The organism is Flavobacterium sp. 28YEA47A (assembly GCF_041262125.1).
GTDB lineage: Bacteria > Bacteroidota > Bacteroidia > Flavobacteriales > Flavobacteriaceae > Flavobacterium.
Map to the genome: position 1 here is coordinate 185,586 of NZ_JBGCCI010000006.1, position 25,321 is coordinate 210,906.

Genomic DNA, 25,321 nt, shown 5'->3' on the forward strand with positions numbered 1-25,321 from the left:
GCAATTATCATGACAAAAATCATTGGGCTTACAGGAGGAATCGGAAGTGGAAAAAGTTCTATTGCCAAACATATCGAATCGCTTGGAGTTCCGGTTTATATTGCTGATACGGAAGCAAAAAAAATACTCGATACGGATTCAGTAATTGCTCAGGTCGTGGCCCTTTTTGGAAATGATATATTGGAAAATGGAAGAATTGACAGGAAGAAAATAGCAGCACTGGTTTTTCAGGACTCAGAAAAACTAAAAAAATACAATGGCATTATCCATCCTGAAGTGTACCTGCATTTTAAAAATTGGGTAAAACAACATGAAAATTCTCCTTTAGTGGTTAAAGAAGCCGCTATTCTTTTCGAAAGCGGAAGTTACAAGGATTGTGATGAAATTATTTTGGTCACAGCTCCAAAAGAATACCGAATACAAAGAGTTATGAAACGGGATGCTGTTACACGAGATGCCGTAGAACAGCGTATGGTGCACCAATGGGATGATGAGAAGAAAAAAGCCCTCAGTGATTATGTCATTGAAAACATCGATTTGGAAAAAGCTAAACAATCTGCAGAAAACATAATTACCCTATTAAGAAATCAATAATTTATGAATTAGATGTTAATGTTTGGTTAATGTATTCATTGATTAAATGTTAAAATGTTAATTTTGTTTTTGATGAATAAGACATTGTTTCGCTTACTGGTTGTGTTGATGAGCCTATCTTTGATAGGAATTATTTTGGTTCAGTTATATTTGATTAATACATCATTCAATAATAACGAAGAACAATTTAAATATCACGTACAGCAAGTTATAGGGAATGTTTCAGAGAAATTAAAGCAGCAGGAAACTTATACAATTGTAAATCAGTATAACATTTTGCGTGACAGCATTGGAAAAGACCCAAATCCAAGCCAATTGCTGGACTTTGTTCTTGTGCAGAAGAACAAAGTTACGAACGAAACCATTATTTATTCAAACAACATTATTGCAGAAGATTATAATATCAATCTGACGTTCTTTGATAAGAAAAAAGATTCGGTTAAGGCGCAAAATTTTATTTCCAAACGCCGGACTGAAATATATTCAGGCAAACCGATTGACAATTCGGGCATCCAGAAAAATACCACTCCAGACATAACAATTGAAAAATCTGGAAACATCGAAATGCTCGAAAGAGCGCAATTCGATATGTTCTATAAAGATATTGCAGACACAAAACCTTTGAAAGACAGGGTTTCAAAAGAAAAGTTGCAAAAAATGTTGCAGCAGGAATTGAAGCAGTATGAAGTAAAGACACCGTTCGAGTTTGGTATTTATAGCGATGGCCTGGCAACAAAAATCAGATCAGACAATTTTAAGTTTGATAAGAATTCTACTTTTCAGACACCTATCCTGACAGATAGCGATGGGAAAAGCAAATACCAACTGTTGGTTAGCTTTCCGGAAAAAAAGAAATTCCTTTTTACAGATTTGATTGGAATTACCATTTTGTCAATCACATTTACCCTGATTATTATTATTGCCTATGCGAGTGCTTTGAACCAATTGATAAAACAGCGCCAGATTTCAGAAATCAAAACTGATTTTATCAATAATATGACGCATGAGTTCAAAACACCAATCGCAACGATAAACCTGGCTTTGGACGCGATTAAGAATCCAAAGATTATTGAAGATAAGGAAAAAGTACATCGTTATCTCCAAATGATACGAGACGAAAATAAACGCATGCATGCCCAGGTGGAAAATGTTCTTAGAATTTCTAAGTTGGAAAAGAAAGAGCTCGAAATCAATAAAGACCCTATCGATGTGCAGACGATTATTGAAGATGCTGTAGAACACGTGAATTTGATTATCGAAGACAGACAAGGAACGATAAGAACGCATTTTAATGCCACAAGAACAACAACGCTTGTCAACGATGTTCACTTTACCAACGTAATGGTAAACATTTTAGACAATGCAATAAAATATTCGCCTGAAGCTCCTATAATTGATATTTATACAGAAAATGTCAAAGACTTTATCCTGATTAAAGTAAAAGATCAGGGACAAGGAATGAGCAAGGTGGCACAAAAAAGAATTTTCGAGAAGTTCTATAGAGAACATACCGGAGATTTGCATAACGTAAAAGGTCACGGTTTAGGCTTGGCTTACGTAAAAAGAATAGTAGACGACCATAACGGTCAAATATTTGTAGAAAGCGAAAAAGGGAAGGGCAGTACCTTCATTATAAAATTACCACTAATTAATTAAGCTATGGAAAATGTAAACAAGAAAATCCTCCTAGTCGAAGACGATCCTAACTTTGGTTCAATTTTGAAAGATTATTTGAGTCTCAATGATTTCGAGGTTACCTTGGCTAAAAACGGAATGGAAGGTTTCGAAAAATTTAAAAAAGACACCTTCGATTTGTGCATACTTGACGTAATGATGCCTTACAAAGACGGATATACTTTAGCTAAAGAAATCAGAGAGAAAAACAAAGACATTCCTCTGATCTTTTTAACGGCAAAATCTATGAAAGAAGATGTGCTAAAAGGCTATAAAGTAGGGGCTGACGATTATTTGAACAAGCCATTTGATTCTGAAGTATTATTGATGAAAATCAAAGCTATTATTCAGAGAAAGGCTTCAGATAGCAAAGCAGACAATACTAAATTTGAATTCCAAATTGGAAATTTCCACCTGAATTCAAAATTGCGTTTCTTGACGTTTAAAGAAGATGAACCAATTAAACTTTCCCCAAAAGAAAACGAATTGCTTAAAATGCTTGCGGTTCATGAAAACGACTTGATGCCAAGAGAATTGGCGCTGACAAAAATCTGGCGTGATGACAACTACTTTACTTCAAGAAGTATGGATGTTTACATTGCAAAACTAAGAAAATACTTGAAAGCAGACGAGGATGTAGAAATACTGAACATCCACGGTGAAGGTTTTAGACTTGTAGTCAAAAACAAAGTTTCAGAATAACACGAGAAAGGCTTCAAGAAATTGGAGCTTTTTTTTTGTCTTATTTCCAGTCTAGCTCTAAGGCAAAACATGGCTTTCCGTTTTTTGTAATGGAAAAGATAGATTTGTTAGTATCTGCTGTTTCGTCAATTGCTACTTCATCGCCAAGCACGAGTTCCTTCATGAAATTCATGTCAAAACTTTTTAATTCCTGCTTCAGAATAGACTTTGGATTGACAAGATCAAGGCACCATTCCAGATATTTCACATTATTCACATGATTGACAATATCCAGATCAGAAAGGACAACTTTTCGGGAACCTATTTTTTTCAGAGTATCCGGAAGTTCTATTTTCTTTACCCGTTCTTCAGTAGAAAATCGTTCAGGATATTTTTCAAAGTGCTCATGCGGAAGTGCCAAAGTCTCCGGTCTGCGTAATTTGGTATTAAAAACCGCCCAATAGGTTTCGCATCCAATCACCTTTTTACCGTTAACATGCATTTCTAAAGCTCTTACGGAACGTGAATTCTCTAAAGAAACAATCCAGGTTTTCACCGTGACAATATCTCTCCATTTTGGAAGTGATTCAATTTCCAGTTTCATCCGGCTTAATACCCAGGCTTGGTTGTGCTGCTGCATATCGGTAAAACTGATGCCGCCAATATCGGCATGGTCGCCAGCAGTAAGTTGAAGCAGATTGCACAGGTCTGTGTATTTAAGATAACCGTTAGGAGTACAGTGGGTAAAATTCAGTTCCCAGTCACGGCTGTAAATCGATGTAAAATTTGAAGCTATTGGCATTTTATAAAATTAGAATAAATATTTAATAAGTTCTAATTTACAGTAAATGAAAATGTATTGCTATCCATTTCGTTAAAGTCTGTTGAAATAGAAAAAGAAGTAAAGTTGCAATCTGTTCTATAAGGAAGATAAGAGCCTAAGTTATAAATGGTTAATCTGTAATTTCCGGGTTCTAAAAGTTTAATCCCAATCCGATTCTTAAATGAATTGCCGTCTTTAGTCAAAATAAAAGTATTTCCGTCAGACTCGCCTTGAGCTATAACCGTTGTCTGCTCACTTAAAAAAAGAAAATTATTCTGGTTATAAACAGATTCTTTTTTTAATTCGACATAATAGCCGAGCTTGTCATTGAATTCAAACAAATCAAAAGTAGAATTTGATGTTTGTTGGTTTCTATCAACCGAAGCATTTAACCAAAGCACATCATTCAGGCTGTATTCAGTATGAAGGTTTTCTATAGTAATCAAATCATCTTTTTGCATCTCTATTAAACGCCCACAGGGAGCATCATCCGGATCACATTGCGTTGCTAGTAAAATTGGGCATAATGCAAGTAGAAGTAGTATTTTTTTCATACTCTTATTTTCTTATAAGATGATTTGAATTAGCTTAGGTTGCGTTGAGAACAATAGTCTTAATATAATTAATTATCTTCTCTGTTTCGGTTTTATAATCAAACCATTTTGTATTTTCAGTACGCTTAAACCAAGTCATCTGGCGTTTGGCAAAACGCCGCGTATTCTTCTTGATTTCCTCAACAGCAAAATCCAAAGTACCATCACCATCAAAATAGCTAAACAATTCACGATAGCCAACAGTTTGCAAGGCATTCAGATCTTTGTTTGGATATAGGCTTTTCGCTTCTTTTAATAGCCCGGCCTGCATCATTAAGTCAACACGAAGATTAATCCGTTCATACATTTCAGCACGTTCGGCTTCCAGGCCGATTAGGATTGGAGTAAAGTTCCGGGTATTTTTTTTCTGATTTAAGAAGGAAGAATACGGCTTTCCACTACCGATGCATACTTCTACAAAGCGCATCAGTCTTTGGGGATTCTGTAATGTCTGCGGATTTTCTTTTGAAATCGTATCAAAATAGGCTTTATCCAATTTTTCTAATTCTTGCTGTAAATAGCCAATACCTAATTTTTCGTAGTTTGCGATAATTTCTTCCCGTATTGATGGATCAATCTCCGGAAAATTATCAAATCCTTTTAGTATAGCATCAACATACAATCCGGAACCGCCAACTAATACGGCATAATCATTTGTTTCGTATAATTTGTCGAGCATACTGATTGCTTCACGCTCAAAATCGCCTACAGTGTAATTCTCAAAAATAGATTTATTCTGGATGAAATGATGCGCGGCAGCGCCAAGCTCTTCTTTTGAAGGAACAGCCGTCCCGATCGTCATTTCTTTAAAAAACTGGCGCGAATCACATGAAATAATTTCACAACCAAAACTTTTAGCCAGCTGGATACTCAAAGCAGTTTTGCCGATAGCTGTCGGCCCGATAACAACAATCAGATATTTCATAAGCTATGTCCGCAATGATAACAATATTTTGCATCGTCTCTGTGATGATCGGCACTACAATTTGGACAGACCTGAGTGTTTTCATGAACTGTCCTGTCTTTTGACATAAACTCTGCTGTAACCAATCCGGTTGGAACTGCAATAATTCCATATCCTAAAATCATAATAATCATAGAAACGAATTGCCCAAATGGAGTAACCGGCGTAATATCGCCAAAACCTACAGTAGTTAAGGTAACAATTGTCCAATAAATACTCATAGGTATGCTGGTAAAGCCACTTTCAGGACCTTCAATCATATACATGATTGTTCCCAGGATAATACAGAGTACGATGACGCTAAAAAGGAAAACGGCAATCTTAAGTCGGCTTTTCTTTAAGGCATAAACCAATTGATTGGACGCCCCAACGAAATGCACGAGTTTTAATATCCGGAAAATACGAAGCAATCTGACGGCGCGTAAGGAAACAAGAAAGTGCAATCCCGGGAAAAGCAGGTCGATATAACTAGGCAGTGTGGCGAGCAAGTCGATAATTCCGTAAAAACTAAAAATATATTTTAAAGGCTTTTTAACTGCGATTACCCGTCCGATATATTCAAGTGTAAAGAAAATAGTAACAATCCATTCAATAACTGCCAGTTCTTGACCGTAAATCAATCGTATGGTGGCAACGCTTTCAAGCATTACTGCAACAATACTCACAATAATCAGCAATAGCAGAAAAAGGTCAAAAAGTTTACCAAATGGAGTATCGGCTTCATAAATAATTTCATGGAGCTTCTTTCTTATCTTTTCTGTTTTTGTGATTTCCAAATCAGTAGTTATCGGGTTATATCAAATGTACTAAAAGTCTTAAAAAGATAAGATTTTAAACACTTTCTTTTTTCTGAGATAGTTCAAGATTATATTTTTTGAATCCCGGTTGTTTTTCATCGGAATGATGATATTTTTCAAAATCTCGATATTGTTTACCTGATAATTGAGGTCAAAGAAAGCATAGCCTTTGAAAATCCCGTTTTCAATCAGTATTGCACTTCTTTCCTGAATGTTTCTTCCTCTATCAATGATAATCATATTCTGCTTTTGGTACTCGTTATTCTCAAAAAAACTTTCTACGCGGATATTATATTCTTCTGGCAGTTCTTTTTGGATACAGGCACCTTTGCATTGATTAAGTTCAAACGGAAAACAATGATCTTTTACGGTTTCTAGGCCGTTTATTTTTTGGCAAAGCTCATATTTGTCCGTTATCTTGAATAAGGCGCTCTGGGCTTCGATAGGACTGGAAAATGATGCCAGTTCTTTTTTTCGGGCATCTGTTTTTTGGATTTTTATTGCAATATAGCCGTTACGATCTTTTTCAGAATAAAGAGACCACGGGAAAATGCTCTTTTTTAGCGAGCGGTTGTATTTTGGCTTGTTGATTTTAATTTCTTCAGATTCTTTTAAAAGAGCAATCAGTTCGCTTCCACTTTCTTCATAGGTCACATCAAAAACTTCCAGCTGTATTTTTTTAGATTTGGAGGAAGTGCCGGTAAAATGCTGGTTGACCCGTTTTTTTATATTTCGGCTTTTTCCAATATAAATCAGGTCGCCATTTTCTTTATGGATATAATAAATTCCTGTGGTAGATGGCAGTTTTGATACAATATCGAGAAGTTTTGGAGCAAGTCCCTTTTCGATTTCTGTTTTGACAAAACTCTTGACGATTTCTTTTTCAAGGTCTTTGGCCAAAAGCATTTTAAAAAGCTTTACGGTTGCCAGAGCATCACCAGAAGCCCTATGCCTGTCAGCCATAGGAATGCCTAGTGCGCGGACTAATTTTCCTAAACTGTAAGAAGGCTGGTCGGGGATTAATTTTTTAGATAATTCTACTGTACATAGATTTTTGCGCTGGAAGTCATAGCCAAGGCGTGAAAATTCCGTACGCAGAATCCTGTAATCGAATTGCGCATTATGAGCCACGATAATACAATCTTCCGTGATTTCAATAATGCGTTTTGCAATTTCATAAAACTTGGGTGCGCTGTTTAACATGGCATTATTAATGCCGGTTAATTTAACTACGAAAGGCTGTATTGTCTTTTCGGGATTGACAAGACTTATGAATTGGTCAACAATTTCGTGTCCGTCAAATTTATAGATAGCAATTTCGGTAATTCCTTCTTCATTATATTGGCCGCCGGTTGTTTCTATGTCTAATATTGCGTACAAATTCTTTTTTACGTTTCTGTTAGTCTGCAACTGTATTGCAGGGTTATTTAATTATCTAGTCCCAAAGATACTACTTCCAATCCGAACCATTGTGCTTCCGCAATCAATTGCCAGCGGATAATCGCCAGACATTCCCATAGAAAGTATTTGCATCTCACAATTATCGGCTTTTTGATATTGTGCCAGACGGTCAAAAATAGATTTCAGGTGGTCGAATTCTTTTGTGATTTGGTTTTGGTCGTCTGTGAATGTTGCCATTCCCATCAGTCCTTTGATCTTTATATTTTTTAATTGGCTGAATGCATCCGATTGCAATAATTCGCTAAGTTCTGATTCGTTTAATCCGAATTTTGTTTCTTCTTCAGCGATATGAACCTGTAAAAGACAGTCGATAACCCGATTGTTTTTTAGGGCCTGTTTGTTGATTTCCTCTAATAATCGAGAGCTGTCAACACCATGAACCAAACTCACAAATGATGCCATAAATTTGACCTTATTTGTTTGTACATGGCCAATCATATGCCATTCGATATCTTTTGGCATCTGCTCAAACTTTTCGGCCATTTCCTGAATCTTGTTTTCGCCAAAAATACGTTGCCCCGCTTCATAGGCTTCCATCAGGTCAGCAACCGGCTTTGTTTTGGAAACGGCTACAAGCGTTACATGGTCTGGCAATGTGGATTTTATTTCAAGAAGGTTATTTTTTATTGACATTGTACCTGAATTTTTTTTCTATCTCTTTTTCTGTAGTTCTTATAAATCTTAGATTGATGAAAATTAATGATTTGCCAAAGGTTCTGAAATTTAATAATGCAATTTTTCCTGATATGGTCTTAGATAGAACTTCTGAATAAGAATCAAAATTTTTAAACTTTAGAATTAAAAAGGTTCCACCAGGAGGATGGTAAAAGTAATATTTTTCTATATCATCAAATTTGATAGCTAGGTTAAATGTTTTATAAATGAAATAATTATCTTCAAATATAATAGCATCTTCTTTTTTAAAATAATTGATAAAAGTAGGGAAGAGAGTCAGTGTTGTAAACAAAAACAATAGTGAAAATAAAATCACAAATAGATGCCCCCCAATTTTATCCGTATTCAGGAATAAAACTATCAACAATATCCAAACAGTAACTACAAGTGTTGAATGTAAAATAATTGATTGAGAATGATATTTAATTTTATTCATTACAATTCATAAACCACTAATCCGCTTCTAAATTTCGGATCGATATACGTACTTTTTGGAGGCATAATCAGATTGTTGTCTGCCAGTTCTTTAATCTCTGAAATATCGGTTGGGAATAGCATAAAACCCAACTCAAATTCGCCTTCATCAATCACTTCTTTTATCGTTACGATAGACTGTTTTCCGGGAATATAATCTATGCGTTCATCATTTCTCAAATCGGTAATTCCAAGAATAGGATGTAGCACTTTTGTATATAAGATCTGTGCATCAAGGCTTTCTAAAACGGAAGAAAAACTATGTCCGTCTTTTAATACTAAGGAATAAAACTCATTGTCGAGATACATTCCGAACTCAAATTTTTTGGTTGGCTTCCATAATTCCTGCTCTTTATTTTTGATCCAGAATTCATTGGATAATAGGGCAAGGAAATCCTCTTTAGAATGGCCGTTCAAATCGCGGATAATCCTATTGTATTCGTATATTTTTACATTGCTTTCAGCAATCAGGAAACTCATGAAATAGTTAAGATTTTCGTTTCCTGAAGCCTTGTCTTCTTCGTATAATAATTCTGCCGAAGCTGATCTGTGGTGTCCATCGGCAATATACACGCTTCCTATTGCTGCAAATTTATGTTTCAGCCAGGAAATTTCTTCCGGAGTTTCAATCTTCCAAAGGATATGTTTTTCTCTTTTGGTAGTGGAAAACTCATAAAGAGAATCAGCTTGTTTTTTTTCAAGTATCCAGGAGGTCAATTCAGCATCGTCAGGATAGGTAATCAGAACCGGTTCCGTATTAAATCCTGTGCTATGAAGATAATCTTTGAATAGCTCTACGCGATATTGTAGCGTATCTTCATGTTTTTTGATGACATTGTTCTGGTAATCTTCAATACTTGTACCTGCAATTATTCCGGTAAAAGTCTGCGTTTTGGTTTGTATCTCATACAGAAAAAAAACAGGATCTTCTTCCTTGATAAGCACATCTTCCTCTTTAAAGTCGTGATATTTTTGCGCAACCAGCTTAAACCTTTTTTCAAGTCCTATTTTCTGCTGGTTTACATAAGCAGGATTTAAGACATGCAAAAATGAAAACGGGTTAAAATCCAATTGCGAAGCCAGTTCGGCAGGCGAATACTCGTCATAGGAACGCGAAGTCACCAGACTTACTTTATCACGCGTAGGGCGTACTGCTTTAAAAGGAATAATTTTTGCCATAAATTTTAATCAGTGGATAGTTTATAGTAGTGGATAGTGGATAAGGGATAGTTTATAGTAGTGGATAGTTGATAAGGGATAGTAGATAGTTGGGTTTACGTATAAACAAATTTATTTATAAAACTAACCTGCTCTAAAATCATAAATCATAAATCAAAAATCTTAAATCAAAAATCTCAAATCAAAAATCTCAAATCATAAATCAAAAAAATCTCAAATCAAAAACCAAAAGTCTAAAATAAGAAACCTCTCACTTTAGACTTTTCGACTTTCAGCTTTAAAACATTATATAAATTGTTTTGCTACTTTTTCAGCTTTTTTGGATTCTGAATAGTCATAGAAGCCTTCTCCTGATTTCACACCTAGCTTTCCGGCTCTAACCATATTCACTAAAAGCGGACAAGGTGCATATTTTGGGTTTTTAAAGCCTTCATACATTACGTTCAGGATGGCAAGACAAACATCAAGACCAATAAAATCTGCCAGTTGCAGTGGTCCCATCGGATGCGCCATTCCCAGCTTCATTACCGTATCGATTTCATAAACACCAGCTACTCCGTTATATAGGGTTTCAATAGATTCGTTAATCATCGGCATCAGAATTCTGTTGGCAACAAATCCAGGATAATCATTTACCTCAACAGGAACTTTTCCTAGTTTTACAGATAAATCCATGATGATTTTAGTGACTTCGTCAGATGTATTATAACCTCTGATGATTTCAACCAATTTCATAATCGGCACCGGATTCATAAAGTGCATACCAATTACTCTTTCCGGGTGCGTCACTACAGCACCTATTTGCGTGATAGAAATTGAAGAAGTGTTGGTTGCTAAAATCGTGTTATGGGAACAAGCATCATTCAGCTGCTTGAAGATATTCAGTTTTAATTCTACGTTTTCGGTTGCTGCTTCAACTACTAAATCAACTCCAACAACACCATCTTTGATATCAGTATAAGTAATGATATTGTTAATGGTTTTTAATTTGTCGTCTTCAGTAATTGTTCCTTTTGCTACCATACGGTCAAGATTGGCAGCAATTGTTGCCATTCCTTTGTCTAATGACTTTTCTGAAACGTCGATTAGTTTTACTGTAAATCCGCTTTGTGCAAAAGTGTGAGCGATTCCGTTACCCATGGTTCCGGCTCCGATTACGGCTATGTTTTTCATTTATTTAAAGATTTGAAATTTAGTGGTTGAAATTATTTCTTGAAGCAATCAATGATTTGGTAAGCTACTCTCAAGGCTTCAGTACCATCTTCCAATGTTACGATTGGCGTGGTGTTATTATTGATGGCATCAGCAAAAGTTTCCAGTTCATCCAGGATGGCATTATTGGCCTCTACATCTGGATTATCAAAGTAAATTTGCTTTTTGATTCCTTCTGCATTTTGTAAAATCATATCAAAATCGCCCGGTACTTCAGGAGCATCTTTCATTTTTACGACTTCACATTTTTTCTCAAGGAAGTCAACTGAAATGTAAGCGTCTTTCTGGAAGAAACGCGACTTACGCATATTTTTTAAAGAAATCCGGCTTGAAGTGAGGTTTGCTACGCATCCGTTTTCAAATTCGATACGGGCATTGGCAATATCCGGTGTATCAGAAATTACAGAAACGCCGCTGGCATTGATATTTTTCACCTTTGATTTTACGACACTCAATATAGCATCAATATCATGTATCATAAGGTCTAAAACAACAGGAACGTCAGTACCACGAGGATTGAATTCAGCCAAACGGTGTGTTTCGATAAACATCGGATTTTCAATCATTGCTTTCGTAGCTTTGAAAGCAGGATTAAATCGCTCCACATGGCCAACCTGTCCTTTGATATTGTATTCTTTAGCTAAAGCAATGATTTCTTCAGCTTCTTCGACAGTGTTTGATATGGGTTTTTCAAGAAAAACATGTTTGCCAGATTTAATGGCTACCTTGGCACATTTATAGTGGGAAAGGGTAGGAGTTACAATATCGACAACATCTACAGCGTGGATGAGTTTTGCGATAGTGTCGAACCTTTTATATCCAAATTCCTTGGCTACTTTTTCAGCATTTTCCTGATTAGGATCGTAAAAGCCTACTAATTCATATTTTTCAGATTGTTGTAATAAACGCAAATGAATTTTTCCTAGATGCCCGGCACCTAATACTCCAACTTTTAGCATATAAATGTATTTTCCACAAAAATAACATTAATTGTTTAAAGTTTAAGTGCTTGCAAACACAAAAATATATGAAGTTTTTTCGTAAAAATTATAGACTTAATTTTTCCTTGAAATTGTTGGTTTGCCTTCTGGAGATTTCCACTTTTGTATCTTTAGGAAGATGTATAAGCAAGTTGCCGCTAAACCACGGGTCAATCTTGCCGATATATTGCATATTTATAATCTGGTTCCGATTGGCACGGAAAAAATAATCTTCGGGTAATTTTTCTTCTATCTGGTTCAACGATTTGCTGATTGTGGCTTTTTCGTCCTGAAAAAATATTTTGGTATAATTTCCGTCAACTTCAAATAGATAGATGTCTGAAATCTTGACCAGCCAGCATTTTTCTCCGTCCCGTAAGAAAATCTGATTGTTTAGAGTAAGTTTTTTGCTGTTTCGTTCTTCTTTTTCAAGTAGGTTCTGGCCCACTTTTTCGATGGCTTTTGCAAATCTCTTCGGATTGATAGGTTTTAAAAGATAATCCAAAGCATTATATTCAAACGATTTGATAGCATATTCATCAAAGGCTGTGGTGAATATGGTAATAGGCACTTTGTCAAGCATTTCAAGTAATTGGAAACCGTCTTTTTCCGGCATATTGATATCCAGAAAAAGCAAGTCAGGACTGGTAGAATTGATAAGCTGGAAGCCGGAATCTACATTTTCTGCTTCTCCTATAATTTCGATTTCGGGATGATTCTTGATGAGTTCTTTTAACTCATTTCTGGCCAAGCGTGAATCTTCAACTATTACAGCTTTAATCTTTTTCATGATTTAAATACGATGGTTATTTCTGCAACGACTTGATTTTCTATTTCCTGTAGCTTAAAAGTAGCATTTTCTCCATAAATGAGTTGCAGTCTTTTTTCGATATTTTTTATGCCCAATTGGGTAGAATCTTTTTCAATAGTTAAGGTTCCGGTATTCGATACTACAATTGTCAGGGTTTCATTATTGTTTTGAATGTCCAGCGTAATTTCACCGCCATCCTTGAGTTTTGATATACCATGTTTTACCGCATTTTCAACCAGCATTTGGATAATCATTGGCGGGATTTCCACTTTTAGAAGATTGGTGTTTATTCTTGGCGTATACTTTAGTCGGTCTTCCAGCTGTATTCTTGAAATCTCAATAAAGTTTTCTACCATTTCAATTTCTTCTTCCAGGGCAATCGTATTGATGTCATTTTTAGTTAGCGAATACCGAAGCATTTCAGATAAACGAGTAATCATTTCTCTTGATTTCAAAGGATTTTCAAGTATTAGTCCACGAATATTATTCAAGCTGTTGAACATAAAGTGCGGATTGATTTGTCCTTTCAAAGAGTTGAGTTGTGATTCTTTCAGGGAAGATTCCAATTCAATCTTGTTGAATTTTACTTCATTTATATATTCATAGATTTTTATTGACAATATGATAGAAAGCCATATAAGAAAAGCAACTACAAATCCCGGCACGTTTGTTATTTTCATCAATAATGTCATTTCTTCAGAATTGCTGATGCCAAAATAGTACATAACAGGAATGTCAAGAAAAGGCCATAAGGTAAAGTGATAAATAACCTGGACAAGTGAGAATACAAAAAACAGATTCCACCAGTCTTTTCTTTTTAAATGAGAGAGGTTGAATTTTGTTTCAATAAATAGGAGTAGTATATAGGACAAGACAAAACCCAATATGGCACATAAAAAACCTTCCCATAAAGTATAATACAACGCATTCTGTTGTTTGGGTGACAAGTTTGTCAAAGACTTTGCATAAGAAAGCTTGCTAAAAGTCAAAGTACTGAAAGTATAGATTTGCCAGCCAAAAAAATTTAATAAGTGATATTTACCGCTCTTTAAAAGTTTCATTTTTTATTATATTAGGCATTCAAGTGCCGCACTTGCTATTTGTAAAAGTAATGATATCATCTTTTCTTAGGTGTTTTATACCTTTGGCAGACTATCTCTGCCAAAGGTAATGGATTAAATTAGTTTTTAGGTTGGAAATCCGGATGCCCTACCTGCCAGAAGGCAAAGCTCAATACATCGGCAATCTCTTCGTATGATTTTACTTTGGAAACTCCTCCAAAATGTCCTGCTTCATAATCTACCTTTAATAGGGTAGGCTTATTTGAAGCGTTGGCTTCTAACAGTCGGGCTGCAAATTTTGCCGGCGACCATACAATAATTCTTGGGTCATTAAATCCTGCAGTCGTTAATGTTGCTGGATATTTTACTCCGTCTTTTAAGTGAAGGTAAGAATCCATTTCAATCAAGGCTTTTGCTTCAGATTCAACTTTCATAGTACCAAATTCAGCTATGTTTGCTGGCCCGTTAGGTGTGTTTTCACCTCGAACAGTATTCATACTTCCAACACCAGGAATGGCAGCTGCATACAAATCAGGTCTTTCAGTAATTGCTCTTCCTACAAAGATTCCTCCGGCGCTTCGGCTATAGATAGCTGTTTTGGTTGGATTGGTATAACCTTGATTGATCATATATTCTGTACAGGCAATTACATCTTTCCATGTATTGGGTTTTGTTGTCTTTTGGCCTGCAAGATGCCATTTTTCACCTAGCTCACCGCCGCCTCTGACATGGGCTACTGCAAGGATTCCTCCACGCTCTACCCACAAAAGCAATTGAGGATTAAAAGATGGTGTTATTGAGGATCCATAAGCTCCATAGCCATAGAATAACACCGGGTTGCTTTTGTCTTTTTTGATTCCTTTTTTGTAGATAATAGATAAAGGAACTTCAACACCGTCATAAGATCTGACCATCAGTTCTTCAACCTCAAAATTTTCAAATTCAGGATAATCAATGATTGTCGATAGTTGTTCTCTTGTGAAAGTATTCTTTTTTAAATCATATCTATATCTTTCTCCTTTGGTAGTCCACCCTGTTGTAACAATCCATACATCAGAGAATTTATTAGATCTGGCGCTTACGAAGATTGAAGCCGCTTTTTTAGGAGTAGCAATTTCTTTGTGTTTTTTTCCTTCAAAGTCAGTAAAATAAAGCTTGCTTTCCACACCATTTTTTGTTCTGGTATAAAAGATTCCATCCTTGGTTATAATAGGCGAATTAAGATTTAAATCATTATCCTCAGGAATCACTAATGTGGCTGTAGCCAGATTAGGATTGGCAATGCTGGTTTTTATTACTTTAAATTTTGGAGCATTTAAAGTTGTGTACATATAAATGTCCTTTTCGCTTATGGCAAAATTTTTCACTTCATCTTTCCTGTCAGTCAGCAATTTCCAATTTATTTTTTTCTTATTAAGGTCTGAGCCCGGTGCCATGAACACTTTTTGATTCTGGTCTACAGTATAAGGCATAAAAAACAATAAGTCGCTGTCGATATCATAACTAACAAAAGGAATCTCCTCAGTAAGGATGTTTAATTCAGGATACATTGCTTTCGAAAACAAAATCTTGTCTTTTGAAACATCAGTCCCCATAACATGGATTTTGGTTACAATATCCATTTGAGCATTCATGTCATGAATATCTTCGGTTGGTGATTGGATATAAAGAAATGAATTGCCATCCTTTAGCCAGTTGGCACCACCAAAGCGTAACTTGTCAATTTTTTCAGGCAGAATTTTATTGTCAGCCATATTAATGAGAATCATTTCACTCATTTCGCCACCATTTTTTGAAATATTTACAGACAATAGTTTTCCGCTTTTATTTGGTGAAAAAGTGCTGATATTAAAGATATCTTTACCGTTCTTTTGATAGTTTTCAGGATCAAAGATTAGGGTTTCTTTTCCCTTTAGGCCATTTCTCTTGTATAATTTGGCTACTTGGTCGCTTGGTCTTGTCTTAAGGTAAAAATAAGTGCCATCCTCCAGGATTAGCAAAGCTCCAATGCTTTCTGTAGTTCTATTGCCTATTGAAGTCAGCTCGTCAATAATATGCTGTCTTCCGGGAATAGAACCCAATATTGAATTGGTGTACTCAGCCTGGCCTTTCATCCAGTTAAGCGTCTGCTCATTTTTTAAATCTTCAAGGTTTCGATACTTGTCTTCGATCTTGATTCCGAAATAATCATCTGTCGCAGGAACAGAAGGAGCCTTAGGAGGTTTGGTCTGTCCAAAAGAATTGGCTGAGAAAGTAATGCCGATTGCCAGCAATGTGATTTTTCTTAATGTTGTCATTTCCATAATTGTGTTTTTTGGTTGTGATTATGCGAACGTTTTTTGATTGATGAGTCAAAAGTAGGAGTACATTCAGATAAAAAATCCAAAAAAATGACGAACGGTCAATAAAGCATTTGAATGGTAGGATGCTGATAAAACATTAGCAGAAACGTTTTAAAATCGAGTTTTCTTTTCTTATTTTTACCCCTCAAATAAACCTCCAAATTTTGAAAGATACAGCCAAACATCAAGGACTTCGAAATCAATTAGTAACTGTCTTGCAACAAAAAGGCATAACAGATAAAAATGTTCTGGAAGCAATTAAGAAAATTCCAAGACACTTATTCTTGAATTCAAGTTTTGAAGACTATGCGTATCAGGACAAGGCCTTTCCTATAGGTGCCGGACAGACTATTTCTCAACCGTATACAGTTGCTTTCCAGAGCCAGTTGTTGGAAGTCGAGAAAGACCACAAAATTTTAGAAATCGGAACGGGTTCTGGTTATCAGACGGCTGTTTTGTGTACAATGGGAGCAAAAGTGTATAGTGTGGAAAGACAAAATGAACTGTTTAAGACAACTTCTTTGCTATTGCCAAAACTAGGAATCCGACCAAAACATTTGTCTTTTGGAGACGGTTATAAAGGCTTGCCAAACTATGCTCCGTTTGACAGTATAATTGTCACGGCGGGAGCACCAATTATTCCTAAACCGTTGATGGCTCAATTAAAAGTAGGAGGAAGGCTTGTTATTCCTTTGGGAGAAGAACATCAGATTATGACAATGCTGATACGTAAAAATGAAACCCAATTTGAAAAGCATGAATTCGGAGAATTTCGTTTCGTGCCTTTGCTTGAAAATAAAAACTAAAAAAGCCCATTAAGGGCTTTTTTTATTGGCTGATGATATCTAAATACCTTTCGAGGCTTTCTTTCTCTATTTGGGCTATAAAAAGAAGAAAGTCTTCTTTATCAGAAGTTGTCTGTGCCTTTTCAAGAGTTTGATAATACTGCATTCTATTATCATAATCTCCTTTGATGTTGGCAATAATATAGCCATGTGAAAGTAGCACAAGATTCATTACTAAACGTGATGTTCTTCCATTTCCATCAATAAAAGGATGTATAGTTATTAATCGCTCATGCATTTCTCCGGCTAATAGCACAGGATGGAGAGAATTTTTATTGGTTTCATACCAAATAAAATAGTCTTCCATCTGCTTGGATACCATAAAAGGTTGTGGAGGCATATACGTACTTCCTTTTATCATAACCTGTACTTTTCTATAACGTCCTGCATCTTCGGGATGTATTCCTCTTAAAATTAAATTATGTATACTGAGGACTTCTCTTTCGTTTAAAAGCGAATTTTTTTCCATCAGATGCTTGATGTAGCCTATGGCTTCCTGATGGTTAATAGCTTCAAGATGTTCGCGCATGCTTTTTCCGGAAACCGTAAGACCTTCGTTGATTACGAGGTCAGTTTCTCGCAAGGTGAGTGTGTTTCCTTCAATTCTGTTGCTTTCAAAGGTGTATTCCAGTTCAAGTGCCTGTGTAATCCTATAGCTGTCAAATTCCCGAAATGTGTCTAGCTTTGTTTTTAGAGCATCAATTTCGGCAAGAATTTTTTGAAGCGAATTTGAAATCTTTTTATCAGACTTAGCACGATAACGGATTTCTTCTTCCGCAACTCTCATAGCTTTTAAGGCAAATTCTTCATCTCCAATTTCATACAGAATTTTTTCTTTAAGCCAGGCCACCATCAAGGTTTCCAAATCAATTTCCAGGACAGCTGCTAATTTAGGCAGTTGCTCTCGTGTTGGTTTTCGGGTTCCCGTTTCAAATTTGCTAATAAGTGCCTGATCAATGCCTGTTTCATGTGACACTTCTCTTACCTTCATGTTTTTTAGTTCCCGGGCTGTTTTAAGAAGTGTTTTCATTTTATGTCTTATTCTGTCTTGACAAATTTAGTCATTTTTTTAGAGAAAAAAAATCGTTCTCTATCAGAACGACTTTTTTATTCTGTCCAAATCTCTTTTGGTATCCTGTTCCTTCAGAGATTCTCTTTTGTCATAGGTCTTTTTCCCTCGCGCCAGTGCAATATCCAATTTGGCCAATCCTTTTTCATTAGTGAACAGTCGTAAAGGAACTATGGTCAATCCTTTTGTCTGTACGCTTCTCGAAAGTGTTTTGAGTTCTCTTTTATTTAAAAGAAGTTTTCTTTCACTTCGGGCTTTATGATTGAATTGATTTCCAAATGCATATTCTTCTATATACATATTGATAGCAAAGAGTTCATTATTGTTGAATTCGCAAAAACTTTCGGCAATGTTGGCTTTTCCCAATCGGATAGATTTGATTTCCGTTCCGGTTAATACTATTCCGGCCGTATATTTTTCGATTATTTCATAATCGAAACGAGCTCTTTTGTTTAATATATTAATTGTTTTCAACATAGGATTGCAAATGTAGGAACATTTAAGTAAATCCCAATTAGGGTTAAGAAATTGTTAGATAATATTTTTCAGACTATGATTTTTGTCAGTCTTTACGTTTTATTTCCCTACTACTTTTGGATTATAATTTAAAACTGATAATGATGAAAAAAATAGTTTTAGCTGTAATCGCGCTAACGGCATTCGGAACAAATTTAGCAAACGCTCAAGAAGAAAATAAGGTAGATTTCAAAAAGTGGCAGATTCGTGTCAGAGGTGTAGGTGTTGTGCCTGATGAAAGTGCTAAAATTGGAATCATTGGCGGAGATGCAAAGATTTCCAATACATTTATTCCGGAACTTGATTTTACGTATTTCTTTACAAAAAACATTTCGGCTGAGTTGATTTTAGGAACATCCAAACATGATGTAAATACAGTAGGTTCTGATATTTCTGCAGTTGGCGGGCCAACATCAGCAGATGTAAATTTAGGAAGTGTTTATCTCTTACCTCCAACATTGACAGTGCAATATCATTTCCTCCCGGATCAAATTTTCAATCCGTATGTAGGAGCAGGCATCAACTACACGATTTTTTATAATGAAAAAGCAGGTAATACTGTAAAGGGCATAGAATATGAGAATTCTTTTGGTTATGCTTTTCAGGTGGGTTTTGACCTGATGTTAGATGATAAATTTTTTATCAATGTCGATATAAAGAAAATATTTTTGAAAACAGACGTTACGGTCGATGCGTCAAATCTTGCCACTGGGTTAAGCATTCCTGCAAATGTTGAAATCAATCCGTTATTACTTGGTTTTGGTGTAGGAATGAAATTTTAGAGACCTCTTTTTTAGTTTTTAGATGGAAAAGACTGCTTGAAAAAGCAGTCTTTTCTTTTATGGATGTATCAATTCGTCGGAAATCTTTTCGCCAGTAACGGTTATACGGTATAAATTACCAAATTCAGATTCTGGTATATCTTCGTATTTTTCTGTACCCAGAAGTTTGTTGATGTAGTTGGGAATCGTATTGCTATGACCAACAATCAGTAGTGTCTTTCCCCCGTTTTCGGCAATTATCTTTTTTAAGTCCATCGCATCGGGTTTGTAAAAAAGAATGTCTTTTTGTTTGGTTGCTGCAATAGTGGAACAGGTCTGCTGTGTTCTTTTATACATAGTCGTATAAAATAGATCAATTGGTGTTTTCTCAAAATAAACTGCCCAGTTTTTGGCTCTTTTTATTCCTGCGTCTGAAAGTTCCGGATTGCTTGAAAGATCAGCTTTTTCTGCATGACGAATCAGATAAAGTGTAGTTGTTGCTGGGTTTTGGGCTGAAACAGTTTGCATAATCAGGAAGAAAAGGATAAGACAAAATTTTTTCATTGCGTTTTGCTTTCTATAAAATTAAACTAATTTTTGAAATACGTATTTTTGTCAGATGGAAAACAAACAACCCAATAATCCGCTTCACGGAATCACGTTACAAAAGATGTTGGAACAGCTGGTCGATTTTTATGGATTCGATACTTTAGGCGAATTGATAAAAATAAAATGCTTTACTGCTGATCCGAGCATCAAATCAAGCCTTACTTTTTTAAGAAAGACGGATTGGGCCAGGGCTAAGGTCGAACAGCTTTATATCAAGACGCTTCCTAAATTTACCAAATAAAAAAAGTGCGAGCCGGTTTTCCAGCTCGCACTTTTTAGGCCTCGGCAATGCCTTTCCATTTTTTTATATATATCGAAAACAGAAGCATAAATAAAAAGATAAATACTATATTCAGAACAAACATGTGAATATAATGTTCTTCCAGCCATTCTATTCGCGGAAATTGCTTTCTTTTCATCCCATCCGCTCCATAGGTATAGGAATGATAGTAACCTGAAGTACGTTTGAGAATATCTAGCAAGACAGCATAACTTATAGGAATAATAGCCGGCATAAGCCATAAAGTCTGATTGATCGTGATTCCCGTAATTCCTTTACTTTCTTTAGCTTTAAGGATAATAGCAAAATAGAATAGCAATCCTAAAAACAACAGTATATAAATAATCGGGAAAGTCATGCTATGGCTGATTACTACTGAAATAATTCCGCTAATAATTCCGAAAAGTCCAAGCGTTACGAAAGCAATCAGCCAGTTTCTACCCGATGTAATCTTAAAAGAAAAGACACAGAGTGACAGGCCTATCGCAAGATAAAAAAGGCTCATGATAAACTCTAAATTGACTACTGGGTTTTCATAGGCTCTGGAAATTTTTCCATACGATTTTGTCAATGCATTAAACGGTACATAGTATTTTGAATAAATATATTCTTGTCCATCAACAACCTTGATAGTCTTTGATAACGTGTCAAGAACAGTTGCTCCAGATTCGTCTACAACTTCGTCGCTATAGTTAACATTTACACCTTCATAGTAATTGTAATTTTGGCTGGTCTCTTTACTGGTTTTTCCAACATTAATATATTTTGTGAATTCAGGATAATCATAAATTAGTTCGAACCATTTTTCAGGAGTAATGTTTGAAGACAGGTTGTGTTCTTTCGATATTTTGAAAAATTCTTTAAACAACAACTGTATGGAATTCTTTTTGTTTTCAATAAGCCATCGTTTGCCTTTAAGTTCCATTAAAGAATCTTTCGCATCATTAAAATAAGTAAAGCCCTGGAGTTGTTTATTCATTAATGATTTAAGCGAATAATTTCTGGAACCGTAATGGAATGAATCTCTTTCTATTTGGACGTATTTCCCCTCTTTGTACTCGGTAATAAAATTGCTTTCGCGATACGGACCTTCAACAAATAATGAAGAAAGACTAATGATTTCAAGTCGTTTGCTAAGTTCTTTTTCAGAAAAATAATTCCTTGCTTTGAGATCCTGTGCATAGAAAAAGGAAGCCGCATAGGTGGAGTTCAAAATGCAGAATGACAAAATCAGTAGCCATTCTTTGTATAGTGAAAACTTTCCTTTGGGATAAAAAGATTTAAAAGCATTGTTTCGCGAATAGTAAACGAGCCAGATAATAAACATAAGAATACTTATCAGCACGCTGACAAATACAATAATTGTGTTATCTACTCCGTAATCATAAAAGTTATTTGAATCCGTAAAATCGATTTCTCCTTTTGAATATCCCAAAAGGAAAAAGATAAGATGGAAAATCAGCGTCAGTAGCGAAAACAAGGCAATTTTACTGTTCCAAAGTAATGGATGTGTAAGCAGGAGTTTTTTTTGAATATTGGCAAACATAACGTTGAGTTTTTAGGAAACGAAGAATCTTCGGGTAGATTTTGAAATATTTCTGAAATATTGAAGCGGAATCTGCTTTTCTGTAATGATTCTCAAGAAATCGTAAGTATCCATAGTTGCAGAAAATGTTGCTATGTAAGTACCTCCGTTAAATTTAAGAGAAATTAAGTCGCTTGATAAAACATCATTAAGCTGGTTTTGCGACCATTCGCTTTCAAATTCAATAATAAGAAACTCTTCTTCTGTTTTTTCTGTTTCTTGCGGAGCAGCTTTTGAATGAAGATTTTTCTGTTCTCCATTTTTTAGAAAAATCACCTGATCCGAAGTTTTTTCGACTTCATACAACTGTTGTGAGCTCAATACGATTCCAATTGGACGGAAAGGTGATTTTGCAATCGCCCTGAAATCTTCCAGTACGGTTTGCTGGGCAAGTATATCAAGATTGGCAAGAGGCTCGTCAATCAGCAATATTTTTGGTTTTCTTAAAAGCATTCTTGCCAGTTCAAAACGCATTTTGTATCCGGATGATAAGCTCTTCCAGCTATGATTTCGGTATTTTCTTAAGTTTAGCCGGGCAATGATTAATTCTACGATTAATTTATTCTCTTCCGGTTTATAGCCATAGCTAGAGGCTGTAAACTGAAGATTTTCAAACATTGAGCCATGCCAGGTTGCGGTTCTTTGCGGAATGTAAACTAGCTGTGTCCTTAAATCATAGGCGTCGTTAAAATCAAAATTATAGCCTAGTTTTCCTGAAGTTGCAAATAATTCTCCGCAAAGAAGTCGGAGTAGGGTGGTTTTTCCGTTGCCGTTTTCACCTACAAGACCTAGGATTTCTCCCTGACTGAGTTCTAAGTGTATTGGACCAAGCGAAAAACTTGCATTTCCGTAGGTTTTTTTGAGGTTTTCTGCAGTGACAAGAATTTGCTTTTCAGGAACAGTTTTATTTTTTAACTGTTGGTAAAGTTCCTCCAGCAGCAGTGCAAAACGTTGCTTTTTTAGATCAATGTTATTTTCATTCTGGTCGAGCCAGTCCAATAACTCATTGGTTTTTTGATAAAAAGAAATGTCTTCCGTGTCGAGCGTCAGATCGATTATTCTTTTGGTAAGTAGCGAATAATCTTCAAAATCCAAGAAACTTTTGATTTCCTGAAACTGTTTCTCAAATTCTGTCATGATATAAATCTATATATCAAATATAACAGAAAAATCTTCCAAATAGTATTTCTTATTTTATTTTGTAGGCAATCATCAAACCTCCTCTATATAAGATCCATTCACCGCTTTTATTATAATCATGTATCCATGTATCATATCGTTCTCCGGTTGACAATAAATATCCTTTATAAAATGCTTCTTGATGTCCACCGCCAACAAAAAGATCCAATGCCCATTTATCACTTAGTTTCCATTGGTAGCCAAGCGTTACTCCTAACATATAATTATAACCTTTCTGGTAAAAATCCGTATCCTTATAGCCATACTTTTGGAGTTCAAATGCGCCTCCGCTTATATTAGCTCCAACATAAAACCCGTTATTTTTTTCCCTGAAATGATAGCGTACTTCTGGCGTCAGGATTACCGCTTTGAATGGAGCATCGTTTACAGATTCCCAAAATGAGGCCGTTGCATCAAGCTGGAATGTCATTTTTTTTCCAATACTGGTTTCGATACCTATATTCGGAATAAGCGCCAAAGCTGAAGCTCCATTAAATTTTACATAGGTCTGGCTGTAGGAAAGGAATGTGCTTGCAAGAAACAAGAGCGATAAATACTTTTTCATTCTTATGGAATCAATTTTTGCAAATGTAGCGAGATAATGTTTCGGATGTTCGCCGGAATTGCTTTTTTTGGGTTAAGTAATCAATAGATTTTTATATTGAAAGACGCTTGGAATGTTTTTCTTGGAGAGAGAATGATAATTCCTTCTTTTTCAAATAAATTGCCATTGCTTTGTAAGGTATCGGAATAGCCAAACCAAGGTTCCAGGCAGATAAAAGGAGCATCGTTTTTTGTCCAGATTCCAAGATTTGGGAAATTATGTAATACAACTTCCACTAACGGCTTATTGTTTTCGAGGATTTGAATTTTTTTTGATTCCAGTTTTTTAATTATCAGGGCATCATTTTCAAATAGAGAATAATTCAGCGGTAACTTTCCGTTGGGTAGTTTTAGTACTGTAATGTGGTCGGAAAGCAAATTGTTTTCTAGTGAATAGGTGATAAGGGATTCCTCATTTTCAAAAAACAGCGAATAGCTCTCAAAATTGTTTGCAAGCGCAAATGCTGGATGGCCACCAATAGAAAATGGCATATCAGAAATACCATTATTTGTCACTTCATATTGTAAGGTAAGATTGTCCTCTTCAAGCCGGTAGATTATTTTTAATTCAAAGTCAAAAGGATATTGTTTTGCAGTTTCTTCGGAAGATGAAAAAGAAAATACGACCTTATCTTGAAAAGTTTCATTGACCTGGAAATCATTATCCCTGGCAAATCCGTGTCTTGATAATTCATATTGCTTATCTGCGTAATTGTATTGACCGTTTTTTAGCGTTCCAACAATGGGAAATAAAATAGGGGAATGCTTGTCCCAAAATTTAGGATTTCCTTCCCAAATATATTCTCTGGTATTTTTCTTTAATGAAATCAATTCGGCTCCTTTTGTATTGATAGTAGCCGTTAGTTCTTTATTTTTAAGGACAATATTCATGCAGGCTTGATTTTAGATAATACTAGGCAAAAATAAGAACAAAAAAACACCAGCGAGCAGGCTGGTGTTTTACAATTTTTTTTTTGGACAGAAATTATTGTATTACAACACTGTGTGTAATAAACTCTGTTGCGCTTTTTTTGAACTTAAACACATAAGTACCATTTTGACTAACAGTAAACTTGTACGGTTGAGTTTTGGTTGATGGTGTTGTTCCGCAGTTTGTTCCAGTGTATTTTACTTCTACCTCAATAGTTTTGGTGTTTCCGCTTGTAGACTGTATAAATCTGTTGAACGTACCACAATTATTATCAACAACATGGGTCACAGTCAAAGTGATTTCTTGATTCTTAGCTCCTGTAGTAGGACCAGTCACTGCAGTTGTAAATTCTTTTTGCGTAGTTTGTGAGTTTTTAGAATTGTCATCGTTACTGCAAGAAGTAAGAGCCGTTGAAACGAACAAAACTAATGCCATTGTTTTTAATGCAAACTTTTTCATAGTTAAAAAATTTTAAGTTGTTTTTATTTGAAGATGTATTAAAATGAAAAGGTTGCTTTTTGGTAATAGATTTTAACATCTTTTTTTGTATTATTTTTCTTCCCTATTAAAAATCAAGGTTTTATGAAGGGATAAAAAATATTGTTTGGCATTATTTACAACA

General features: G+C 35.4%; 27 protein-coding genes. 6 read left to right on the forward strand and 21 right to left on the reverse strand.

What is annotated here, in order from left to right; translation table 11 throughout:
- Positions 1 to 9 precede the first annotated feature (9 nt).
- The 3 genes from coaE to ABH942_RS10625 all read left to right on the forward strand — a co-directional run bounded on the left by coaE (position 10) and on the right by ABH942_RS10625 (position 2,970).
- A complete protein-coding gene (gene coaE / locus ABH942_RS10615; RefSeq protein WP_370031781.1) occupies positions 10 to 594 on the forward strand; it encodes a dephospho-CoA kinase in 585 nt (194 codons plus the stop codon).
- Between the two features lie 72 nt (positions 595 to 666).
- Positions 667 to 2,250, forward strand: coding sequence for a sensor histidine kinase (locus tag ABH942_RS10620; protein WP_370031783.1), 1,584 nt, complete (start codon positions 667 to 669; stop codon positions 2,248 to 2,250).
- Positions 2,251 to 2,253: 3 nt separating this feature from the next.
- Complete coding sequence (locus tag ABH942_RS10625) at positions 2,254 to 2,970, forward strand: response regulator transcription factor (RefSeq protein ID WP_139998295.1); 717 nt, start codon at positions 2,254 to 2,256, stop codon at positions 2,968 to 2,970.
- A gap of 40 nt (positions 2,971 to 3,010) precedes the next feature.
- On the opposite strand, the gene ABH942_RS10630 is transcribed toward ABH942_RS10625, so the two are convergent.
- The 13 genes from ABH942_RS10630 to ABH942_RS10690 form a co-directional block, all read right to left on the reverse strand.
- A complete protein-coding gene (locus ABH942_RS10630; RefSeq protein ID WP_370031785.1) occupies positions 3,011 to 3,751 on the reverse strand; it encodes an acyl-[acyl-carrier-protein] thioesterase in 741 nt (246 codons plus the stop codon).
- A gap of 32 nt (positions 3,752 to 3,783) precedes the next feature.
- Positions 3,784 to 4,326 (reverse strand): hypothetical protein, encoded by a 543-nt coding sequence (locus ABH942_RS10635; protein ID WP_370031787.1) that lies wholly within the window; start codon positions 4,324 to 4,326, stop codon positions 3,784 to 3,786.
- A 34-nt stretch (positions 4,327 to 4,360) separates the two neighbouring features.
- The gene (gene miaA, locus ABH942_RS10640; protein ID WP_370031789.1) at positions 4,361 to 5,290 is read right to left on the reverse strand and encodes a tRNA (adenosine(37)-N6)-dimethylallyltransferase MiaA; all 930 of its coding nucleotides are present in this window, start codon (positions 5,288 to 5,290) and stop codon (positions 4,361 to 4,363) included.
- On the reverse strand, positions 5,287 to 6,105 hold the full coding sequence (locus tag ABH942_RS10645) for an ion transporter (RefSeq protein ID WP_370031791.1): 819 nt from the start codon (positions 6,103 to 6,105) through the stop codon (positions 5,287 to 5,289). The genes miaA and ABH942_RS10645 overlap by 4 nt, the downstream gene beginning before the upstream one ends.
- Before the next feature lie 39 nt (positions 6,106 to 6,144).
- Positions 6,145 to 7,536 (reverse strand): exonuclease domain-containing protein, encoded by a 1,392-nt coding sequence (locus tag ABH942_RS10650; RefSeq protein ID WP_370031793.1) that lies wholly within the window; start codon positions 7,534 to 7,536, stop codon positions 6,145 to 6,147.
- Positions 7,537 to 7,557: 21 nt separating this feature from the next.
- Positions 7,558 to 8,220, reverse strand: coding sequence for a YggS family pyridoxal phosphate-dependent enzyme (locus ABH942_RS10655; RefSeq protein ID WP_370031795.1), 663 nt, complete (start codon positions 8,218 to 8,220; stop codon positions 7,558 to 7,560).
- Entirely contained in the window at positions 8,204 to 8,698 is a 495-nt protein-coding gene (locus ABH942_RS10660) for a hypothetical protein (RefSeq protein WP_370031797.1), read from the reverse strand. The genes ABH942_RS10655 and ABH942_RS10660 overlap by 17 nt, the downstream gene beginning before the upstream one ends.
- Positions 8,698 to 9,915 carry a DUF1015 domain-containing protein gene (locus ABH942_RS10665; RefSeq protein WP_370031799.1) on the reverse strand — a complete coding sequence of 406 codons (1,218 nt, stop codon included), beginning with the start codon at positions 9,913 to 9,915 and terminating at the stop codon, positions 8,698 to 8,700. Before ABH942_RS10665 ends, ABH942_RS10660 begins: the two co-directional genes overlap by 1 nt.
- A 285-nt stretch (positions 9,916 to 10,200) precedes the next feature.
- Positions 10,201 to 11,088, reverse strand: coding sequence for a 3-hydroxybutyryl-CoA dehydrogenase (locus tag ABH942_RS10670; protein WP_370031801.1), 888 nt, complete (start codon positions 11,086 to 11,088; stop codon positions 10,201 to 10,203).
- A 32-nt stretch (positions 11,089 to 11,120) separates the two neighbouring features.
- A complete protein-coding gene (locus tag ABH942_RS10675; RefSeq protein WP_370031803.1) occupies positions 11,121 to 12,086 on the reverse strand; it encodes a Gfo/Idh/MocA family protein in 966 nt (321 codons plus the stop codon).
- Positions 12,087 to 12,174: 88 nt separating this feature from the next.
- Positions 12,175 to 12,897, reverse strand: a complete 723-nt coding sequence (locus tag ABH942_RS10680; RefSeq protein ID WP_370031805.1) for a LytR/AlgR family response regulator transcription factor — start codon at positions 12,895 to 12,897, stop codon at positions 12,175 to 12,177.
- Positions 12,894 to 13,979, reverse strand: a complete 1,086-nt coding sequence (locus ABH942_RS10685; RefSeq protein ID WP_370031807.1) for a sensor histidine kinase — start codon at positions 13,977 to 13,979, stop codon at positions 12,894 to 12,896. The genes ABH942_RS10680 and ABH942_RS10685 overlap by 4 nt, the downstream gene beginning before the upstream one ends.
- Before the next feature lie 119 nt (positions 13,980 to 14,098).
- Positions 14,099 to 16,282, reverse strand: a complete 2,184-nt coding sequence (locus tag ABH942_RS10690) for a prolyl oligopeptidase family serine peptidase (RefSeq protein WP_370031809.1) — start codon at positions 16,280 to 16,282, stop codon at positions 14,099 to 14,101.
- A gap of 203 nt (positions 16,283 to 16,485) precedes the next feature.
- Here ABH942_RS10690 and ABH942_RS10695 point away from each other — a divergent pair, with 203 nt between their 5' ends.
- Positions 16,486 to 17,127 carry a protein-L-isoaspartate(D-aspartate) O-methyltransferase gene (locus ABH942_RS10695; RefSeq protein WP_056065880.1) on the forward strand — a complete coding sequence of 214 codons (642 nt, stop codon included), beginning with the start codon at positions 16,486 to 16,488 and terminating at the stop codon, positions 17,125 to 17,127.
- Between the two features lie 22 nt (positions 17,128 to 17,149).
- Here the strand turns inward: ABH942_RS10695 and ABH942_RS10700 are convergent, their stop codons facing one another.
- The gene (locus ABH942_RS10700; RefSeq protein WP_370031811.1) at positions 17,150 to 18,196 is read right to left on the reverse strand and encodes a Fic family protein; all 1,047 of its coding nucleotides are present in this window, start codon (positions 18,194 to 18,196) and stop codon (positions 17,150 to 17,152) included.
- 63 nt (positions 18,197 to 18,259) lie between these two features.
- Positions 18,260 to 18,712 carry an SsrA-binding protein SmpB gene (gene smpB, locus ABH942_RS10705; RefSeq protein ID WP_370031813.1) on the reverse strand — a complete coding sequence of 151 codons (453 nt, stop codon included), beginning with the start codon at positions 18,710 to 18,712 and terminating at the stop codon, positions 18,260 to 18,262.
- Between the two features lie 143 nt (positions 18,713 to 18,855).
- Here smpB and ABH942_RS10710 point away from each other — a divergent pair, with 143 nt between their 5' ends.
- The gene (locus tag ABH942_RS10710) at positions 18,856 to 19,533 is read left to right on the forward strand and encodes an OmpW family protein (RefSeq protein WP_370031815.1); all 678 of its coding nucleotides are present in this window, start codon (positions 18,856 to 18,858) and stop codon (positions 19,531 to 19,533) included.
- 57 nt (positions 19,534 to 19,590) lie between these two features.
- On the opposite strand, the gene ABH942_RS10715 is transcribed toward ABH942_RS10710, so the two are convergent.
- Positions 19,591 to 20,076 carry a histidine phosphatase family protein gene (locus ABH942_RS10715; protein WP_370031817.1) on the reverse strand — a complete coding sequence of 162 codons (486 nt, stop codon included), beginning with the start codon at positions 20,074 to 20,076 and terminating at the stop codon, positions 19,591 to 19,593.
- Between the two features lie 55 nt (positions 20,077 to 20,131).
- Between ABH942_RS10715 and ABH942_RS10720 the strand changes: the two genes are divergently transcribed.
- On the forward strand, positions 20,132 to 20,362 hold the full coding sequence (locus ABH942_RS10720; RefSeq protein WP_370031819.1) for a VF530 family DNA-binding protein: 231 nt from the start codon (positions 20,132 to 20,134) through the stop codon (positions 20,360 to 20,362).
- 34 nt (positions 20,363 to 20,396) lie between these two features.
- On the opposite strand, the gene ABH942_RS10725 is transcribed toward ABH942_RS10720, so the two are convergent.
- The 5 genes from ABH942_RS10725 to ABH942_RS10745 form a co-directional block, all read right to left on the reverse strand.
- A complete protein-coding gene (locus ABH942_RS10725) occupies positions 20,397 to 21,947 on the reverse strand; it encodes a hypothetical protein (protein ID WP_370031821.1) in 1,551 nt (516 codons plus the stop codon).
- Positions 21,948 to 21,959: 12 nt separating this feature from the next.
- Entirely contained in the window at positions 21,960 to 23,123 is a 1,164-nt protein-coding gene (locus ABH942_RS10730) for an ATP-binding cassette domain-containing protein (protein WP_370031823.1), read from the reverse strand.
- Positions 23,124 to 23,175: 52 nt separating this feature from the next.
- Positions 23,176 to 23,730 (reverse strand): DUF3575 domain-containing protein, encoded by a 555-nt coding sequence (locus tag ABH942_RS10735; RefSeq protein ID WP_370031825.1) that lies wholly within the window; start codon positions 23,728 to 23,730, stop codon positions 23,176 to 23,178.
- 80 nt (positions 23,731 to 23,810) lie between these two features.
- The gene (locus tag ABH942_RS10740) at positions 23,811 to 24,659 is read right to left on the reverse strand and encodes an aldose 1-epimerase family protein (RefSeq protein ID WP_370031827.1); all 849 of its coding nucleotides are present in this window, start codon (positions 24,657 to 24,659) and stop codon (positions 23,811 to 23,813) included.
- 94 nt (positions 24,660 to 24,753) lie between these two features.
- Positions 24,754 to 25,158 (reverse strand): hypothetical protein, encoded by a 405-nt coding sequence (locus tag ABH942_RS10745; RefSeq protein WP_370031829.1) that lies wholly within the window; start codon positions 25,156 to 25,158, stop codon positions 24,754 to 24,756.
- Positions 25,159 to 25,321: the final 163 nt, after the last annotated feature.

Excerpts from the sequence above, each read along its gene's own strand:
- ABH942_RS10685 (WP_370031807.1), bottom strand. The coding sequence starts at position 13,979 with ATGAAACTTTTAAAGAGCGGTAAATATCACTTATTAAATTTTTTTGGC.
- ABH942_RS10725 (WP_370031821.1), bottom strand. The coding sequence starts at position 21,947 with ATGTTTGCCAATATTCAAAAAAAACTCCTGCTTACACATCCATTACTT.
- ABH942_RS10730 (WP_370031823.1), bottom strand. The coding sequence starts at position 23,123 with ATGACAGAATTTGAGAAACAGTTTCAGGAAATCAAAAGTTTCTTGGAT.
- ABH942_RS10630 (WP_370031785.1), bottom strand. The coding sequence starts at position 3,751 with ATGCCAATAGCTTCAAATTTTACATCGATTTACAGCCGTGACTGGGAA.
- ABH942_RS10635 (WP_370031787.1), bottom strand. The coding sequence starts at position 4,326 with ATGAAAAAAATACTACTTCTACTTGCATTATGCCCAATTTTACTAGCA.
- ABH942_RS10710 (WP_370031815.1), top strand. The coding sequence starts at position 18,856 with ATGAAAAAAATAGTTTTAGCTGTAATCGCGCTAACGGCATTCGGAACA.
- ABH942_RS10700 (WP_370031811.1), bottom strand. The coding sequence starts at position 18,196 with ATGAAAACACTTCTTAAAACAGCCCGGGAACTAAAAAACATGAAGGTA.
- ABH942_RS10660 (WP_370031797.1), bottom strand. The coding sequence starts at position 8,698 with ATGAATAAAATTAAATATCATTCTCAATCAATTATTTTACATTCAACA.
- smpB (WP_370031813.1), bottom strand. The coding sequence starts at position 18,712 with ATGTTGAAAACAATTAATATATTAAACAAAAGAGCTCGTTTCGATTAT.
- ABH942_RS10665 (WP_370031799.1), bottom strand. The coding sequence starts at position 9,915 with ATGGCAAAAATTATTCCTTTTAAAGCAGTACGCCCTACGCGTGATAAA.
- ABH942_RS10655 (WP_370031795.1), bottom strand. The coding sequence starts at position 8,220 with ATGTCAATAAAAAATAACCTTCTTGAAATAAAATCCACATTGCCAGAC.
- ABH942_RS10735 (WP_370031825.1), bottom strand. The coding sequence starts at position 23,730 with ATGAAAAAGTATTTATCGCTCTTGTTTCTTGCAAGCACATTCCTTTCC.
- ABH942_RS10670 (WP_370031801.1), bottom strand. The coding sequence starts at position 11,088 with ATGAAAAACATAGCCGTAATCGGAGCCGGAACCATGGGTAACGGAATC.
- ABH942_RS10740 (WP_370031827.1), bottom strand. The coding sequence starts at position 24,659 with ATGAATATTGTCCTTAAAAATAAAGAACTAACGGCTACTATCAATACA.
- coaE (WP_370031781.1), top strand. The coding sequence starts at position 10 with ATGACAAAAATCATTGGGCTTACAGGAGGAATCGGAAGTGGAAAAAGT.
- ABH942_RS10680 (WP_370031805.1), bottom strand. The coding sequence starts at position 12,897 with ATGAAAAAGATTAAAGCTGTAATAGTTGAAGATTCACGCTTGGCCAGA.
- ABH942_RS10720 (WP_370031819.1), top strand. The coding sequence starts at position 20,132 with ATGGAAAACAAACAACCCAATAATCCGCTTCACGGAATCACGTTACAA.
- ABH942_RS10625 (WP_139998295.1), top strand. The coding sequence starts at position 2,254 with ATGGAAAATGTAAACAAGAAAATCCTCCTAGTCGAAGACGATCCTAAC.
- miaA (WP_370031789.1), bottom strand. The coding sequence starts at position 5,290 with ATGAAATATCTGATTGTTGTTATCGGGCCGACAGCTATCGGCAAAACT.
- ABH942_RS10690 (WP_370031809.1), bottom strand. The coding sequence starts at position 16,282 with ATGGAAATGACAACATTAAGAAAAATCACATTGCTGGCAATCGGCATT.
- ABH942_RS10620 (WP_370031783.1), top strand. The coding sequence starts at position 667 with ATGAATAAGACATTGTTTCGCTTACTGGTTGTGTTGATGAGCCTATCT.
- ABH942_RS10715 (WP_370031817.1), bottom strand. The coding sequence starts at position 20,076 with ATGAAAAAATTTTGTCTTATCCTTTTCTTCCTGATTATGCAAACTGTT.
- ABH942_RS10745 (WP_370031829.1), bottom strand. The coding sequence starts at position 25,158 with ATGAAAAAGTTTGCATTAAAAACAATGGCATTAGTTTTGTTCGTTTCA.
- ABH942_RS10675 (WP_370031803.1), bottom strand. The coding sequence starts at position 12,086 with ATGCTAAAAGTTGGAGTATTAGGTGCCGGGCATCTAGGAAAAATTCAT.